This is a genomic window from Streptomyces sp. DT190, from assembly GCF_049846985.1.
Taxonomy (GTDB): Bacteria; Actinomycetota; Actinomycetes; order Streptomycetales; family Streptomycetaceae; genus Streptomyces.
Genome location: NZ_JBNCNM010000013.1, coordinates 24,220 through 39,745 on the forward strand (window position 1 = coordinate 24,220; position 15,526 = coordinate 39,745).

Here is a 15,526-nt window from a genome sequence, read left to right on the forward strand (position 1 = left end):
GGGGATCGCCTCCTTTCTACGGAAGGGTCCAGAGCTGGTTGGGGCCGCCGTGACAGGTCCACAGGTGGACGGCGGTGCCGTCGTTCCAGGTGCCGCCGGAGGCGTCCAGGCACTTGCCGGACTGCGGGTTGCGCAGATCGCCGCCCGACTGGGCCGCCCACCGCTGGGCTTCGGTGCCGTTGCAGGTCCACAGCTGGATCCTGGTGCCGTCCGCGGTGGCGCCGCCGGAGATGTCCAGGCACTTGCCGAGGGCGCGCAGGGTGCCGTCGCCGGGCAGCGTCCACTTCTGGGCGGTGCTGCCGTTGCAGGTCCACAGCTGGACCTTGGTGCCGTCGGCACTCTGGGCGTTGTCGACGTCCAGGCACTTGGCGTTGACGCCCTTCACCTCGCCGGAGCGCTCGGAGCCCGCACCGGAGGTGGTGAAGGAGTACTCGTCCACGTCGAACAGCGAACCGCTGCCGCCCTTGAAGACCAGGTGGAGGGTGGTGGTCCCCGCGGGCTGGTTGCTCAGGGTGGTGCTCACGTCCTGGAAGGTCTCCCAGCCGCCGGTCACCGGCACGGTCACCGTGCCGAGCAGGGTGCCGGTCGGGGAGCCGGCCCGGACCTCGATGGTGCCGCCGGTGCCGCCGGAGGAGACCCGGGCGGTGAACCGTGTCGCGTTGGCGAGGGCGTAGGGCTTGAAGGAGATCCAGTCGCCGTTCTCGATGTGGCCGACCGTCCTGCCGCCGTGCGCCGGGGTGTGGCTGACCACCTGGACGCCGAGGGAGTCGCCGTAGTGCTCGGCCTGCCGGTGGCTGGGCTGGGTGACGTGCTGGTCGTGCGTGGTCAGCGCGGGCTGGCCGCCTGCGCCCTTGTCGGTGTACTCGGCGTCGATGACTCCGAAGATGTTGGCGTTGGGGTCGTGTTCACCGTCCGCGAGCGTCCGCAGGGTGCCGGAGCAGCCGGTGGCCGACGTCTGGGGATGTCCGTGGCTGTCGTGCCCGACGATGAACGTCACCTTGACCTTGGAGCAGTCGATCGCGCCGTCCTCGGGGTCGGTGACCGTCACCTTGAACGGGATCGCGGCACCGAAGTCGTAGATGCTTCCGTCGGCGGGCAGGTCGAGTCTCACCGTCGGAGCGGTGTTGCCCACGGTGATCTGCACGGACGCCGTGGCCGACTTCCCGGTCGTGTCCGTCACCTTCAGGGTGGCCGTGTACTGGCCGTTGGCCGTGTAGGTGTGCGAGGGGTTGGCCGCGGTGGAGGTGGCGCCGTCGCCGAAGGTCCAGGCGTGGCTCAGGGCGTCGCCGTCGGCGTCGGAGCTGCCGGCGGAGGAGAAGGACACCGTCAGCGGAGCCTTGCCCGACGTCACGTCGGCCTTGGCCTGGGCCACCGGGGCGTGGCCGTCCGTGACGTGCTCGATGCGGTACAGCGCCGAGTTCGCGTCACCGTTGAAGTACCCGGTGCCGTAGTCCAGGACGTACAGGGCGCCGTCCGGGCCGAAGGCCATGTCCATCACCTGGGTGCCGCTCCAGGGAAAGGCGTTGATGGACTGCACGGTCCCGTCGCCTGAGGCCTCGATGCGTTTGATCCAGCGGCGGCCGAACTCGCCGGCGAAGAAGTCCCCGTCGAACTCCTGGGGGAACTTCACCTGGGAGGTGGAGCCGGCGTCGTAGCGGTACACGGGGCCGCCCATGGGCGACTCGGAGCCGCCCCCGAACTCCGGTACGGAGCCGCCGTCGTAGGGGATCCAGGCGGGCTGCGCGGGCGGCAGGTCGGTGAGGCCGGTGTTGCGCGGCGAGGTGTTCTTCGGAGCGGCGCAGTCGAACTTGCCTCCCGAGGAGCCACCGGCGAAGTCGTAGTCGACATAGGCGTCGTTCTTGCCGGTGCAGTACGGCCAGCCGTAGTTGCCCGCCTTCGTGATGCGGTTGAACTCCACCTGACCGGCCGGGCCGCGGGTGGCGCTGGCCGTACCGGAGTCGGGCCCGTAGTCACCGAGGTGGACGACGCCGGTCGCCTTGTCGACGCTCATCCTGAAGGGGTTGCGGAACCCCATCGCGTAGATCTCGGGGCGCGTCCTGGCCGTGCCCGGCGGGAAGAGATTGCCCGACGGCACGGTGTACGACCCGTCGGCGGCGACCTTGATGCGCAGCACCTTGCCCCGCAGGTCGTTGGTGTTGCCCGACGAACGCTGGGCGTCGTAGGCGGGGTTGCGCGAGGCGCGCTCGTCGATGGGCGTGAACCCGTCGGAGGCGAAGGGGTTGGTGTCGTCGCCCGTCGACAGGTACAGGTTGCCCTGCGCGTCGAAGTCGATGTCCCCGCCGACATGGCAGCAGATGCCCCGTGACGCGGGCACGTCGAGGATCTTCTTCTCGCTCGCCGGGTCGAGGGTCCCGGCGCTGCTCAGCACGAACCGGGAGAGCCGGTTGACGCCGTCGAAGGGCGCGAAGTCCGCTGCCGTTCCGTCGGAGGGGGCGTCACCGGCCGGAGTGCTCAGTTTCGGGGCGTAGTACAGGTAGACGAACCGGTTGGACGAGAAGCCCGGGTCCACGGCGACGCCCTGCAGGCCCTCCTCGTCGTGGCTGTACACGTCGAGTCTGCCGGCCACCTTGGTGGTGCCGGCCGCGTCGGTGAGCCGTACGGTGCCGTCCCTGGAGGTGTGGAGCACCGAACGGTCCGGCAGGATGGCGAGCGTCATCGGCTCGCCCATCTCGGCCACGCCCTTGGCGAGCGTGACCTGCTGGAACTCGGCGGCGGCAGCACGGGGAGCCGCCTCGGGGCCCGCCGGAGCGGCCGCGGCTGTCCCGGGCACCAGGCAGCCGACGGCACACACCAGCGCCGTCACAAGCGAACGAACGAGTCTGGGTCTGACCACTTTTGTGCGCACAGAAGTCTCCCGGTGGGGTGGGGGACGGCGGGCCGGTGTCGGGTCCGCCGTGGGAGCTCAGGCGCGCGCCGTCGCGCCGTCGAGCCGGTTGCATGTGCATGACCGGTTCGATGCAAGGAAGTTAGCGGCCCTGTTTCGCGGGCGTAACCCCTTTCGCATCGGATCTCGATACTTTTTCCATGATCAGGACAAAGTGGAGACCGGGCCGGTCGCGGTCAGGGCAGGAGCCACTTCTGGTTCGGTCCGGTGTGGCAGGTCCACAGATGCACGGGCGTGCCGTCGTTCCAGGTGCTGCCGGAGGCGTCGAGGCACTTGCCGGACTGCGGGTTGCGGATCGTGCCGTCGGGCTGCGGGCTCCACGACTGGGCACCGGAACCGTTGCAGGTCCACAGCTGGATCCTGGTGCCGTCGGCGGTGCCGCCGCCGGAGACGTCCAGGCACTTGCCGAGGGCCTTCACGGTGCCGCCGGACACGGTCCACTTCTGCGCGTCGGTGCTGTTGCACGTCCAGATCTGCACCTGGGTGCCGTCGGCGGTCTGCGAGTCGGCCACGTCCAGGCACTTGTCGTTGACGCCCCTGACCTCGCCCGTCCCGGACGCCGTGCCGGGCAGCCTGTTGAGTGTGTACCAGGCCTCGGTGCTCCACAGGGACTCGCCGTCCGACGAGCTGAAGGGACGGGGTGAGCGGACGTGCACCACCCGGTCGGCCTTGAGACCCGGAACGGACAGCGTGACGGTCCTGCGGTCGTCGGAGAGCGCCGCCGACTGGACGGCCAGAGTCTCTTCGTCGACTTTGGGGCCGCCGTACTCGGCGGTCGGTACGTACCGCCACTGCTTGATCCGGTACCGCTCGGTCAACTCGGCCGCGGTCTGTGTGGACAGCGGCTTGGTGTACTCCAGCGCGAAGCCGCCGGGTACGGCGCGCATGGCCCGGATGTCGAAGGCGTTGCCGCCGTTGGGCGTCAGCTTCTGCAAGCCGTGGCTGAGCTTGCCCTCCTGGCCCCAGTTGCCGCCCGCACCCAGCCCGCCGGCGTACAGGGCGCCGTCCGGACCGACGCTGATCCGCGTGACACCCGCCTCCAGGCCCTGGGTGAGCCGGAAGACGGCCCCCTGGTACTCGCCGCCCACCTTCTCCAGGTGGGCGCGCTGGACGCCACCGTAGGTCACGTCACCGAAGAGCATCTGACCGGCGAACGGTCCTTCGGTCAACTGCAGCGGCGTACTGGGGGAGTTGGCGATCTCGTTCTGCGGCAGCCACAGCACCGGCTTGGTCACCGGCCGGGTGTCGAACGGCCCGTCCGGGTTGGTGTAGTGGTTGAAGAACCGGTCCTGCTTGATGTGCAGCAGCTTCGAGGACGGCAGCCAGCCGCCCTGGTTGTCGGTGACGAACAGGTCGCCCTCCGGGCCCCAGCCGATGCCGTTGGGGGTGCGCAGCCCTCCGGCGACGTAGGAGACCGCGCCGGTGCTCTTGTTCACCTTGATGGTGGTGCCGCGGTTCGGTGCCGGCTGCGGATCGGTCGTGGCGCCCCCGTAGTTGATGGAGACCGACAGGTTCAGGTAGAAGAACCCCTCCTTGTGGAGCAGGCCGAAGGCGAACTCGTGGAAGTTCCCGCCGAACGGCCAGGTCGCGACCCTGCGGTACTGGTCGGTGACGTCGTCGCCGTCGGTGTCGTTCAGTTCCGTCAGCTCGTGCTTCTGCGAGACGTATAGCTTGCCGTCGACGTGCTTGATGCCCATCGGCTCCTTGAGGCCCGAGGCCACCTTCTTCACCGTCACCTTGTCCGGGCCGGTGCTTCCCGTGACGTTGCCCAGCAGGTACACCTCGCCCGTGGTGGTGTTGCTGCCGCCCCAGGTGGCCACGGCCAGCCGGCCGTCCGGCAGCCAGTCCATGGCGGAGACCTGCGGCTCGAAGCCGCTCGGGCGCAGGTCGGTGAGGGTGTAGTTCGGGTGCACGCCGGTCAGCGGCAGCCCGTCCCCCGGCGAGTCGGCGCCTCCCTCGCACTCCTTGCGGCCCGGCGACGTCACCCGGACGACACCGGCGTCCGTGCTGAGTGCCGAGTTGGGCACGACGGTGAAACCGGCGGCGCCGGGCGGCTGCCAGGCCAGGGTGATCTGCTGGCCGCCGTCCCGCTCGAAGTGCTCGATCCGCAACGTGTGGTGACCGGCCGTCAGCTCGACCGTGCCGTCCTTCGGGTCCGCGCCGTGCAGGCCGTCGTGGTCGATGACCAGTTTGTCGTCGAGGTACAGCCGGGAACCGTCGTCGCTGGTGAGGCGGAAGGTGTAGGCGCCGGTCCGAGGGGCGTTGAGGTTGCCGACGACCTGGGTGACGAAGTTGCTCTCCAGGCCGAAGTCACCGGCCGAGGTCCAGTCGATGACCGGCATCAGCTTGTCGATGTTCGGCGTCTGCCCCGGCTTCAGGGTGCAGATTCCGCTGAGCGGAGTCTGCACGTCGAAGACGCGCAAGGTGACACCCGGTTCCTGCGGGGGGAGGTCGGCGGCGCCGTCCGAGGTGTCCGCGGGAGCCGGGGCCGAGGACAGGCCGACGGCCAGTAACGAAGCGATGAGTGCCCCGGCGAGGCGTCTGCCCGGCCGGCGGGGGTACAGCCGTGGATACACGTGACCTCCTGACGGTCCCTCGGCATCGAGGAACGCAGTCCGGTAAGCGGGAGATCCACCGCTGCCGGGACGCGCCGTCGTCCCGGGATACGGAGGTGTGCGAGGGGTGCGCCCTGGAGGCGCACGGGTCGCGTCGCACACAGTAGGGACTTCTTCCACAGCCGTCCATACTTTGTCATGGACGCGCACAAACAGGCCGGGAGTGGACGTCGACTGCCCGCCTGCGGTGGCTCGAAGCGATGCCAACAGGCCCGCCCCGCCTCAGGATCCGCGCCGAAGGCGATGATCGTCTAAGAGGTGGCCCGAGTGGCTGAACCCGATGCGTTGAGGCGTCCGTTCCTGCCCAGGGTGCCCCCAGCGCCACCCGGTTCACCCTTGGCTCACAGCACGTCTGCGTGCCGGAATGAATGGTGCCCCGCGACCCATCGACGGCGGGGCGGAGAGCAGGCGGGCAGCCGGCTGTCTCCAGGTCGACTCCCAGGAACGGACTGCCTGTGCACACCCAGCCTCGCGTCGAGGAACCCGGAGCGGTGCAGGACGAACCTGTCGCGATCATCGGAGCCGCCATCCGGTTCCCCGGAGAGGTGCGCTCCCTCACCTCCCTGTGGCGGCTGCTGATGGGGCCCGCTGCCCGGCTCGTTCGGCTGGATCTTCCCGCTCGCTGAGCATGGGCTTCCTCGCCGAGCTGCTCGAACAGGTCGGCCTGCCCGAGGGCGTGGTCAGTGTCGTGCCCGCGGACCGTGAGACCAGCGAGTACCTGGTGTCGCACAGGGACGTCGACAAGATCGCCTTCACCGGCTCGACCCGGGCGGGCCGCCGTATCGCCGCGATCGCCGGGGAGCAGCTCAAGCGGGTCAGCCTGGAACTGGGCGGCAAGTCGGCCGCGATCATCCTGCCCGACGCCCACATCGACAAGGCGGTCGCGAGCGTGAAGTTCGGCTCCCTGCTCAACAACGGCGAGTCCTGCATCGCGCAGACCCGGATCCTCGCACCGCGCAGCCGCTACGAGGAGGTCGTGGCCGGGCTCAAGGAACTGGTGGAGTCGCTCAAGGTCGGAGATCCCGAGGACCCCGACACCTTCATCGGCCCGATGATCCGCCCCGACCAGCAGGAGCGGGTACGTCACTACATCCGGCTCGGCATCGAGGAGGGCGCCCGCCTGGTCACCGGCGGTCCGCACATCCCCGAGGGCCTCGAGAAGGGCAACTACGTCACGCCCACCGTCTTCGCCGACGTCGACAACTCCATGCGGATCGCGCAGGAGGAGATCTTCGGCCCGGTGCTGGTCGTCATCGCCTACGACGACGAGGACGACGCCGTCCGCATCGCCAACGACTCCGAGTACGGCCTGTCCGGCGGCGTGTGGTCCAGCGACGAGGAGCACGCCCTCGCCGTCGCCCGCCGCATCCGCACCGGCACCGTCACGGTCAACGGTGCCTCGATCGCCTTCGACGGCCCGTTCGGCGGCTTCAAGGCCAGCGGTGTCGGCCGCGAGTACGGCGCCGTGGGCCTCGGCACCTACACCGAGTACCAGACCATCACCGTCTGACCGGGACCGCTCGCACCCGTGCACCGTCGTGGAGGGCTGCACCAAGTACGCTCGTCACCACCTTGACAGGTGACGCTGACGGCATGCACGCTGATGGTCGTCCAAGGCGCCGGCCGGACGCCGTCCACGATCGACGAAGCGGAGCACGCTCATGAACGAAGGGCTGACCAGAGAAATCGCCGAAGCGGCAGTGCGACAGGCGCGGTTCGGGAAGCTTCCCGAGCGCATCCGCTTCGAGGACATGAGCGAGGCGGTCGAAGGGGGTCCGTCCGGTACGAGGCAGGGAGCGTACGACCCGGCGGGTTCGTGGAAGTTCTACTCGTGCCTCGCCCTCGATCTGGGGCTGTAGGCGCAACGCGGGGGAGAGGTCCCCCGATTCTCCCGCACGGTCAGTGACCGGTGCCTGCACGGGTGAGGCGGTCACACACCTGGAAACCGTGCGGTTGCGGCGGGACGTCGAGCAGGCGGCGTTCGACAACATGGGACGGGCGTAGCACACGTGTGCGTGGTCCGGAGGAACGCCGCCGCAGGTGTCCCGCAGCGTCAGCCGGTGGCCGTCCCGTTTCGCTCGACCAGGGTGTACAGGACGGAACGCTGCTGCTTGTGGCGCCGGATACGGCCCTTGGCGACCAGGGACTCCAGCGTGTTGCGCACCACCTGCGGGGTGGGGTTGCGGTCGGGATGCTTCTCCAGGAGTTCCTCCCGGAGATCCTTCGCCAGGCGCGGCTCCTCGTACTGGCCGAGCAGCTCGGTCAGCAGGTCACCGAGCAGCGGTGGCCGGCGCGGCCTCCCCTTCGCCCCTGCCTTCGCGGGCGCGGGGCGGCGTGCGGCGGCTCCCGCCGGTGCCCGCTTCGCCTTCGTGACCTTCGGCTCGTCCTGCGACTGCTCGGGCAGCCGGGAAGGGTCGTCGGAACCCTCGTACCGCTCGGCGAGGTCGAGGATGTCCGAGAGGAGGGCCTCCTCCTGCTTCAGGACGGCGATCCTCTCCACCAGCTCCTGCTGTCGTCGGCGGTTCTCCGCCAGGTCCGATGCGGCTTGCGCTACGTACCGCGACCGGAGCGTGGCGGCCGGCTTGCTGGTCACAACCGTTCACTCCCTCGATATGAATGACGTTGCGCATGGTACCCACACCTGAGGGTCCCGTGCGGACAGGTGTCTACGCCGGGTGGTCCTACCGCAGTGCCCACTCCACGATGTGTGGTTTTCGCCCTGCCGCGGGGACATCGCGGACGGCACGGCGACGCGCGTGTGCCGACGCCCTCACACGTGTCTCTCCGTGGCTTCCCACCGAAGGTGTGCGTGACGTCAGCGGGCGGCCGCCGCGGGCGCGGACTTCTTGCGGGCGCGGTACGCGGCCGCCTTGATCTTGTTGCCGCAGGACTCCATGCCGCACCACTGGCGACGCATGCCCCGGGAGCGGTCGATGTAGACCCGGGTGCACTCGGGGTTGCCGCACTCCTTCATCAGCGGCACGTCCGGGCCGCTCAGCAGTTCCACCGCCTGCCGGGCGACCGTCGCCAGCGCCTGGCCGGGCGTCGCCTCGGTGTGGCGTCCGGTCGCGGTGAGCTGCGGCGTCACGGGCGGCCTGCGCGCGGCGTCGTTCACCACGGCGAGCGCCCCGGCGTCGAACTCCTCGCCGAGGCGGCGGTCGGTGACCAGCCGGTAGATGGCCTCGCGCACGGTCGTGGCCTCCCGGACGTCGTCCTCGCCGCCAGGGGTGATCGTGTCCACCAGCCCGGACTCCACGTACCAGGCGGTGAGCCGCTCCGGCGTCGCGAACATCTCGAACCGGGTCGAGCGCCGGGCTCGGAGCGTGGCCGCGAAGTCGAGAGCCGGGTGCCCGCAGACGAAGACATGGTCAAGATTCACATCACCATCTTGACGGGTGACTCGTGTCGAAGGCAAGGAACGTCACCTCCCTGCCGGTTCCCGCCGGGCCGGTGCGGCCGGGAGCGTACGGCGCGGGGGCGACGGTGCTGGTCAGGGCGCCGGGCGTGGGCGGGCCGGGAGCTCGCAGCCCAGGGCGGCCGGTTACGACGGGACCGGGGAGGAAGCCCCTGGTCCCGTAACCGGCGACGGCTCGATCAGGGTGCCAAGCGGCTCCGCACCGCCTCCTCCCGTGGACCGGATCGTCCTGTCAGACGCAGTTCGCGGCCCTGCCAGCGGCGACGCAGCCAGCGGTCGTGACTGGCGACCACGATCGCGCCGGGGCCCGGGCCCAAAGCGGCCTCCAACTCGTCGCACAGGCGGGGGGAGAGGTGGTTCGTGGGCTCGTCGAGGAGCAGGAGCTGGGGCGGGCGGGCGACCAGGAGGGCCAGGGCGAGCCGCCGGCGCTGCCCCACGGACAGGTGGCCGACCGGCTTGTCCAGGTCGCCCTCGGCCATCAGGCCGAGCGAGCCCAGCGGCACCTTCTCCGCGCGCAGGGCGCCCAGCGCCTGCTCGTACACCTCACGCACCGGACGGTCGGGTCGCTCGAACACGGTGTCCTGGGTCAGCAGGCCCACCGTCAGCCGGCGTCGCCGCCGCACCTCGCCCTCGGCGGGGAGGCGCCCGGCGAGTACCGCGAGGAGCGTCGACTTGCCGGCGCCGTTGCCGCCCGTGACCAGCAGCCGGTCGGTCGGTGCGATGTCCAGCTCGTCCAGCGTGAGCCGGCCCGGCACCCGCACGTCGGTCAGGGAGACCAGGGGAGTGGGGCCCTCCTCGCCGTGCGCGGCCAGGTCCGCGGCCGCGAACCGCAGCGGGCGCGGCGGTTCGGCGACCTGGGCGCGCTCCAGGTCCTCCAGCCGCCGGGTGGCGTTGCGGACCCGGCGGGAGATCTGGTTCTGCACCCGGCCGGCCCGGTGGCCGTAACCCATCTTCTCGTTGTCGGTGGGGCCCCGGTCCGGTGCGACCCGGTGCGCGGTCACCCGCGCCGCCCGGCGCAGCTCGGCGAGTTCCTGCTGTTCCTCGGCGTACCGCCGCTCCCAGCGTTCCCGCTCGGCGCGCTTCTGCGACAGGTAGGCGCTGTAGTTGCCGCCGTAGCGGACCGGGCCGTCGACCGCCGGGTCGAGGTCGATCAGGTCGGTGCAGACGGCGTCGAGGAACGCCCGGGCGTGGCTGGCGACGACCACGGTTCCGGGCAGGTTGCGGATCTGCTCCTCCAGGAAGGCGGCGGCACCGTCGTCGAGGTGGTTGGTCGGCTCGTCCAGCAGCAGTGCCGAGGGACGGCGGACGAGCAGGGCGGCCAGGGCCAGCCGGCCGCGTTCACCGCCCGAGAGCGAACCGAGGGCGCGCTCGTGCCCGAAGGCACCGAGGCCCAGTCCGTCCAGCACGCGGGCGGCGCGGCGGTCGGCGTCCCAGGCCTCGCGGTCCTGGGCCTGCTCCAGGCGCCTGGCGTAGGCGTCGAGGACGGCCCGGTGGCCGGGGTCGGTCTCGGGCAGGCGGGCGAGTTCGTCGCCGAGCCGGTCGAGTTCCGCGAGGTCTTCGCGGGCCTCGCGCAGCGCCTCGTCCAGCACGTCGGCGATGGTGGAGTCGGCGTCGTAGGGCGTCTCCTGCTGGAGGAAGCCCAGGTCCGCGGGGCGGGTGACGCTGCCCGCGTCGGGTTCGTCGACGCCCGCGAGGAGGCGCAGGAGGGTGGACTTGCCGACGCCGTTCTCCCCGACGAGCCCGATGCGGTGACCGGGGGAGGCGGTCAGGCAGACGCCGTCCAGGACGCGGCGTCCGCCCAGGGTGCGGACGAGGTCGGTGGCGAGCAGCGCGGGCTGCGGATGGGGCCGGGGCATGGGGAACCGTCCTACGTGATCGGTGGTCGGCCCGCCGGGCGCGGTGCCTCGGACGCGGGCCACGTCACACGCCGGCGATTCACACCGCGGGGGCTCCCGTCTCCCTGAGCTGTCCGTCGGCCAGGCGCAGCCAGCGGTTCACGCCGATCTCGGCGAGGAACCGCTCGTCGTGGCTGACCACCATGAAGGCGCCCTGGTAGGAGTTGAGCGCACTCTCCAGCTGACCTGCGCTGACCAGGTCGAGGTTGTTCGTCGGCTCGTCGAGCAGCAGCAGGTGGGGGGCCGGTTCGGCGCACAGTACGCAGGCCAGGGTGGCGCGCAGCCGTTCGCCCCCGGAGAGCACCCCGACCGGCAGGTGTGCCCCAGGGCCCCGGAAGAGGAAGCGGGCGAGCAGGTTCATCCGCTCGGCCTCGGGCCGCTCGGGGGCGAACGCGGCGAAGTTCTCCGCGACCGTGCGGTCCAGGTCCAGCAGGTCCAGGCGCTGGGAGAGGTATGCGATCCGGCCGTCGTTGCGCCTGACCTCACCGCCGTCGGGGGTGAGATCTCCGGTGATCAGCCGCATCAAGGTCGTCTTGCCCGCTCCGTTGGGCCCGGTCAGCGCGATGCGCTCAGGGCCGCGGACGGTGAGGTCGATCCCGTCGGGGGCGAACACCTCCCGGTCGCCGAGACGGACCTGCATGCCCTCGCCGAGGAAGAGGGTGCGTCCGGCGGGCACCTGGGTGTCGGGCAGTTCCAGGGTGAGGCGCTGCTCGTCACGCAGGGCGCGTCCGGCCTCGTCGAGCCGGGCCCTGGCCTCGCTGACCCGGGAGGCGTGCATCGTCCCCGACCTGCCCGCGGCCTCCTGGGCGCCGCGCTTCATGTTGCCGGCGAAGATCTTGGGCAGGCCCGCGTTCTTGAGGTTCTTGGAGGCGTTGCTCATCCGGCGTTCGGCGCGTTCGCGGGCCTGCTGCATCTCCCGCTTCTCCCGCTTGAGTTCCTGCTCGGCGTTGCGGACGTTCTTCTCGGCGACCTCCTGCTCGGCGCGGACGGCCTCCTCGTAGGCGGTGAAGTTGCCGCCGTACAGGCGCAGTTCGTCGCTGCCCAGTTCGGCGATGCGGTCCATGCGGTCGAGGAGCGCGCGGTCGTGGCTGACCAGCAGCAGGCAGCCGCCGAAGTCGGACAGCACGTCGTAGAGCTTGTGCCGGGCCCCCGCGTCGAGGTTGTTGGTCGGCTCGTCGAGCAGGAGGACGTCGGGGCGCCTGAGCAACTGGGCGGCCAGCCCGAGGGAGACGACCTGGCCGCCGCTGAGCGTGTTCAGCCTGCGGTCCAGGGCGAGGCCGGCCAGGCCCAGGCGGTCGAGCTGGGCGCGGGTGCGCTCCTCGATGTCCCAGTCGTCGCCGATGGTCGTGAAGTGCTCCTCGCCGACGTCGCCGGACTCCACGGCGTCCAGGGCACGGATCACGGCGGCGACGCCGAGCACCTCGGCGACCGTGAGCTCTCCGGTCAGCGGGAGCGTCTGAGGGAGGTGGCCGAGGGTGCCGGTGACGGACACCGCGCCGGTGGCGGGCGTGAGTTCGCCGGCGATCAGCTTGAGCAGCGTGCTCTTGCCGGAGCCGTTGGGGGCGACCAGGCCGGTACGGCCACCGGCCACGGTGAAGGACAGGTCGTGGAAGACGGGGGTGTCGTCGGGCCAGGCGAAGGAGAGGTTGGAGCAGACGATCGCGGCGTCGGACATGGAGGCGACCTCGAAGGAACTGAGGGCAGAGCGTGTACCTCTGCCCTGGGCAGACGTGGGAAAAGGGGTACGACGAAACGGACCACCTCGGCAGCGCTCCTGTGCGCCGGCCGGTGGCCGTCAGATCCGGATCTCACCCGGAGATGTCGTCTTCACCCACCACGTCTGTGACTCCTCGATCGACATGCGATGCCGAATCAGTCTAACCCGCACGGTGAGCCGGTGGGCGCACAGCAAGCCCACACGTGTGCATCCGCTCCGAGGTTCACAGCCCTGGCCCTCGTGCCGGAAGGAGACGGCGGCGAGCGCGACTCGGTCGAGGGGGTGCGGCGGACTCTCGCTGACCTCTCCCCTTCCGTCACCGCTTTAACCGGTGATACTGTCCGGCGCGGTCTTCGGCCCGCCGTGTGTGTCGTGCACACATGTGTCGCTGTGGCCGAGGCACACCTACTTCCTCGACGGGAAACCCATGAGACGCCTTCTGACTGCCCTCGCGGCCGGTGTGCCGCTGGCCGCGGTGGTGTACCTGCCGACCGCTTCGGCGGAACCCCGGGACACCCCCGCCGCCACCTCGTTCACCTGCTCGGTGCCCTCCGTGAAGGCCCCGGAGGTCAGCGCGGTGGAGTCCGTCACCGCGGTCCGCCGGGAGGGCGGCACCATCAACGGCACCGGCGTGCTGGCTGGTTCCGTCTCCGGGGTCCCGGCCTTCTGCGAGGTGACGGTCACCCTCACCCACCCCGGCCGCCGACGACCACGCCACGGTGCGCACCTGGCTGCCCGAGAGCGGCTGGAACGGCCGCTTCCAAGGGCTCGGCGGCGCCGCCTACCTGGCCGGGGACAACGGTTTCGGCTAGGTACGGCGGTCAAGAACGGCTACGCCGCCGTCTCCACCGACGCCGGTGTCGGCGACGCCCTGGCCACCGGCTGGGCCCTGAACAGTGAGGGCGCGGCAGGGCTACATGGAGGCCCAGCGCCACCCCGACGACTACGACGGCATCCTCGCCGCCGCCCCGGCCGTCCACTGGGACGAGTTCGAGATCGCCAGCCTGTGGCCGCAGGTGGTCATGAGCAACGAGAGGACCTACCCATCCGTCGCCGTCGCCGTCGCCGTCGCCGTCGCCGTCGCCGTCGCCGTCGCCGTCGCCGTCGCCCTCGGCATCGCCGGAGCGGGAGGCGCGGGGGCGGTGCTCCATGTGTTCGGCGTCTGGGCTGCCGTATCGGGGACCGCTCAGGTGATCGTCGGATTGCGGCGGCGCGGTCCCGAACTGGGCTGGCAGTGGCCGACCTTGCTCTCGGGCGGGCTGTCCTTCCTGGTCGGCATCACGTGCAACATCCAGGCCGTGGGCGCCCATCCGTCGCTCGACGTGCTGGCCGGGTATGCCACGGGTGGCGGGGTGTGGTTCGTGCTGCAGGCGCTGCTGCTCGGCCGGAAGCCCCGTCGGGTGCGCACCGAAGCCGTCTGACACCCTGACCACCACACGCATCGGCCCACGTGTGTGGTGTCAGGGTGGCGCCGAGGCCGCGTACCGGGGCACAAGCCGGCGCCGGGCCGACCACCATGGGTTTCGTCACCGGTCGAGGTGGTCGCGCGGGACGCAGGGCCTCATGGACGGATGGACAGCAGTGAACGCGTCCGCCGAGGTCAGGAGCGGAAAGCATGAGCGCACGGACCGGCGGTGCGCGGCGACCGTACCGGAACGACAGGAGGGCGGAAGCCGCTGCCGCCACCCGGGCCGCGATTCTCGACACCGCCCTCCGGCTCTTCGTCCGACACGGGTACGCGGAGGTCACCATCGGCGACATCGCCCGCGAGGCCGGGGCCCGGTGCCCACCGTCTACGCGAGTACCGGCGGCAAGTCGGCCATCCTCAGAGCCCTGATCGACCGAGGGGTGGACGAACCGGTGGTCGAACGGACGCTGGACGCCGTCCGCGGCGCGACCGACGCGAGTGCGGCGGTCGCGGTCATGGCTCACGGAGTGCTCCTGGACAACGAATGTCATCTGGACATCGTCCAGGTCATGCTCGCGGCTGCGGCCGTGGCGCGGAGCGTCGAGGAGGAACTCCAGCACGTGGTCACCGTGTACCGCCGCGCGCTGGGTGTGCTCGTGGAACGGCTGGCGGTGCTGGGCGCGCTCCGCCCCGGCCTGAACCGGGAGCGCGCCACGGACATGCTGTGGTTCCTGCTCGGGCTGCCGTCCTGGCGGGTGTTCGTCGCGGAGCACGGCTGGTCCTGGGACGAGACCGAACGCTGGCTCGCCGGGCAGGTGACTGCCGCGCTCGTGGCCAAGCCTGGGGCCAACTGACCAGCAGGCAGGCGTCAGTTGGTCACGTGAGCAGGCGGACCAACTCGTCGGCCACCTCACGTGGCGAGGGCATCGCCGCGATCTGCTCGGCGGCTTGGCGCGCGTTGTCCCGGTACTCCGCGGTGTCGAGGACCTGCGTCACCGCCTCCGCGACCGCCTCCGGCGTGGCGGGCGGCAGGACGGCGATGCCGGTGCGCGAGCCCGCGACGGCGCCCGCCTGGAGGAACTGGTCGGCGCCCTGCGGTACGACCATCATGGGCAGACCGCGTGAGAGGGTGCCCAGCGTGGTGCCCGCCCCGCCGTGGGTGACCACCAGGTCGACGCCGTCGAGCAGTTCGGCGAGCGGGGTGAACCCGACGAACTCGACATGGTCGAGCCCGTCACCGTAGTCGGCGGCCGTGGCGGTCAGACCGAGGGTCACCACCAGGTCGGCCTTGGCGGCGAGCGCGTCGATCACCGGACGCAGCACGTCGGGTGCGGCGAAGTGCGTGCCGAAGGAGAGCAGCACCTTGGGCCGGGAGCCGTTGCCGCCGGGCGCCGTGGCTGCGGTGTCGGGGGTGTGAGGGCCGCGGTGGGCCTCGGGGCGCAGCGGCAGACGGCCCTGCGGCGCCTGCCGGTCCGGGCCCTGGAGTGCCTCGGGGCACGGGTCCAGATACCAGGTGGGCTGCATCGTCCTCACGCAGCGGCTCCCTGCCCCCCGGCCGACCTTCCCCGGCC

At 71.0% G+C, this 15,526-nt stretch carries 13 protein-coding genes and 1 pseudogene; 6 read left to right on the forward strand and 8 right to left on the reverse strand.

The features are described from left to right. Positions 1–16: 16 nt before the first annotated feature. Together ACPXCS_RS22570 and ACPXCS_RS22575 are read right to left on the reverse strand one after the other, a co-directional pair. Entirely contained in the window at positions 17–2,824 is a 2,808-nt protein-coding gene (locus ACPXCS_RS22570) for a lectin (RefSeq protein WP_425948854.1), read from the reverse strand. A 257-nt stretch (positions 2,825–3,081) separates the two neighbouring features. After that, positions 3,082–5,481 carry a ricin-type beta-trefoil lectin domain protein gene (locus ACPXCS_RS22575; protein WP_425948852.1) on the reverse strand — a complete coding sequence of 800 codons (2,400 nt, stop codon included), beginning with the start codon at positions 5,479–5,481 and terminating at the stop codon, positions 3,082–3,084. Positions 5,482–6,011: 530 nt separating this feature from the next. Here ACPXCS_RS22575 and ACPXCS_RS22580 point away from each other — a divergent pair. The 3 genes and pseudogenes from ACPXCS_RS22580 to ACPXCS_RS22590 all read left to right on the forward strand — a co-directional run bounded on the left by ACPXCS_RS22580 (position 6,012) and on the right by ACPXCS_RS22590 (position 7,379). After that, positions 6,012–6,146: a hypothetical protein gene (locus ACPXCS_RS22580; RefSeq protein ID WP_425948907.1), complete on the forward strand. Its 135-nt coding sequence runs from the start codon at positions 6,012–6,014 to the stop codon at positions 6,144–6,146. Continuing rightward, a pseudogene (locus ACPXCS_RS22585) lies at positions 6,083–7,030 on the forward strand (aldehyde dehydrogenase family protein); the annotation flags it as partial. The gene ACPXCS_RS22580 and the pseudogene ACPXCS_RS22585, both read left to right, overlap by 64 nt. A 151-nt stretch (positions 7,031–7,181) precedes the next feature. Next, positions 7,182–7,379, forward strand: coding sequence for a hypothetical protein (locus ACPXCS_RS22590; protein ID WP_425948850.1), 198 nt, complete (start codon positions 7,182–7,184; stop codon positions 7,377–7,379). Between the two features lie 194 nt (positions 7,380–7,573). Here the strand turns inward: ACPXCS_RS22590 and ACPXCS_RS22595 are convergent, their stop codons facing one another. The 5 genes from ACPXCS_RS22595 to ACPXCS_RS22615 all read right to left on the reverse strand — a co-directional run bounded on the left by ACPXCS_RS22595 (position 7,574) and on the right by ACPXCS_RS22615 (position 13,231). Further along, positions 7,574–8,113, reverse strand: coding sequence for a hypothetical protein (locus ACPXCS_RS22595; protein WP_425948848.1), 540 nt, complete (start codon positions 8,111–8,113; stop codon positions 7,574–7,576). Between the two features lie 222 nt (positions 8,114–8,335). After that, entirely contained in the window at positions 8,336–8,899 is a 564-nt protein-coding gene (locus ACPXCS_RS22600) for a CGNR zinc finger domain-containing protein (protein WP_425948847.1), read from the reverse strand. Between the two features lie 215 nt (positions 8,900–9,114). Next, complete coding sequence (locus ACPXCS_RS22605) at positions 9,115–10,791, reverse strand: ABC-F family ATP-binding cassette domain-containing protein (RefSeq protein WP_425948845.1); 1,677 nt, start codon at positions 10,789–10,791, stop codon at positions 9,115–9,117. Between the two features lie 79 nt (positions 10,792–10,870). Further along, positions 10,871–12,505 (reverse strand): ribosomal protection-like ABC-F family protein, encoded by a 1,635-nt coding sequence (gene abc-f, locus ACPXCS_RS22610; protein WP_425948843.1) that lies wholly within the window; start codon positions 12,503–12,505, stop codon positions 10,871–10,873. Between the two features lie 447 nt (positions 12,506–12,952). Then, positions 12,953–13,231 (reverse strand): hypothetical protein, encoded by a 279-nt coding sequence (locus ACPXCS_RS22615; protein ID WP_425948841.1) that lies wholly within the window; start codon positions 13,229–13,231, stop codon positions 12,953–12,955. Positions 13,232–13,464: 233 nt separating this feature from the next. On the opposite strand from ACPXCS_RS22615, the gene ACPXCS_RS22620 reads away from it, so the two are divergent. The 3 genes from ACPXCS_RS22620 (at position 13,465) to ACPXCS_RS22630 (ending at position 14,809) form a co-directional block, all read left to right on the forward strand. Next, the gene (locus tag ACPXCS_RS22620; protein ID WP_425948839.1) at positions 13,465–13,968 is read left to right on the forward strand and encodes a hypothetical protein; all 504 of its coding nucleotides are present in this window, start codon (positions 13,465–13,467) and stop codon (positions 13,966–13,968) included. 194 nt (positions 13,969–14,162) lie between these two features. After that, positions 14,163–14,384, forward strand: coding sequence for a helix-turn-helix domain-containing protein (locus ACPXCS_RS22625; RefSeq protein ID WP_425948837.1), 222 nt, complete (start codon positions 14,163–14,165; stop codon positions 14,382–14,384). Next, positions 14,330–14,809, forward strand: a complete 480-nt coding sequence (locus ACPXCS_RS22630) for a hypothetical protein (protein WP_425948905.1) — start codon at positions 14,330–14,332, stop codon at positions 14,807–14,809. Before ACPXCS_RS22625 ends, ACPXCS_RS22630 begins: the two co-directional genes overlap by 55 nt. Positions 14,810–14,831: 22 nt before the next feature. On the opposite strand, the gene ACPXCS_RS22635 is transcribed toward ACPXCS_RS22630, so the two are convergent. Next, positions 14,832–15,479, reverse strand: a complete 648-nt coding sequence (locus tag ACPXCS_RS22635) for a glycosyltransferase (protein ID WP_425948901.1) — start codon at positions 15,477–15,479, stop codon at positions 14,832–14,834. Positions 15,480–15,526: the final 47 nt, after the last annotated feature.

Bases quoted from the DNA above. Each gene is read 5' to 3' on its own strand.
- ACPXCS_RS22590 (WP_425948850.1), top strand. From the start codon at position 7,182: ATGAACGAAGGGCTGACCAGAGAAATCGCCGAAGCGGCAGTGCGACAG.
- ACPXCS_RS22605 (WP_425948845.1), bottom strand. From the start codon at position 10,791: ATGCCCCGGCCCCATCCGCAGCCCGCGCTGCTCGCCACCGACCTCGTC.
- abc-f (WP_425948843.1), bottom strand. From the start codon at position 12,505: ATGTCCGACGCCGCGATCGTCTGCTCCAACCTCTCCTTCGCCTGGCCC.
- ACPXCS_RS22620 (WP_425948839.1), top strand. From the start codon at position 13,465: ATGGAGGCCCAGCGCCACCCCGACGACTACGACGGCATCCTCGCCGCC.
- ACPXCS_RS22625 (WP_425948837.1), top strand. From the start codon at position 14,163: ATGAGCGCACGGACCGGCGGTGCGCGGCGACCGTACCGGAACGACAGG.
- ACPXCS_RS22635 (WP_425948901.1), bottom strand. From the start codon at position 15,479: ATGCAGCCCACCTGGTATCTGGACCCGTGCCCCGAGGCACTCCAGGGC.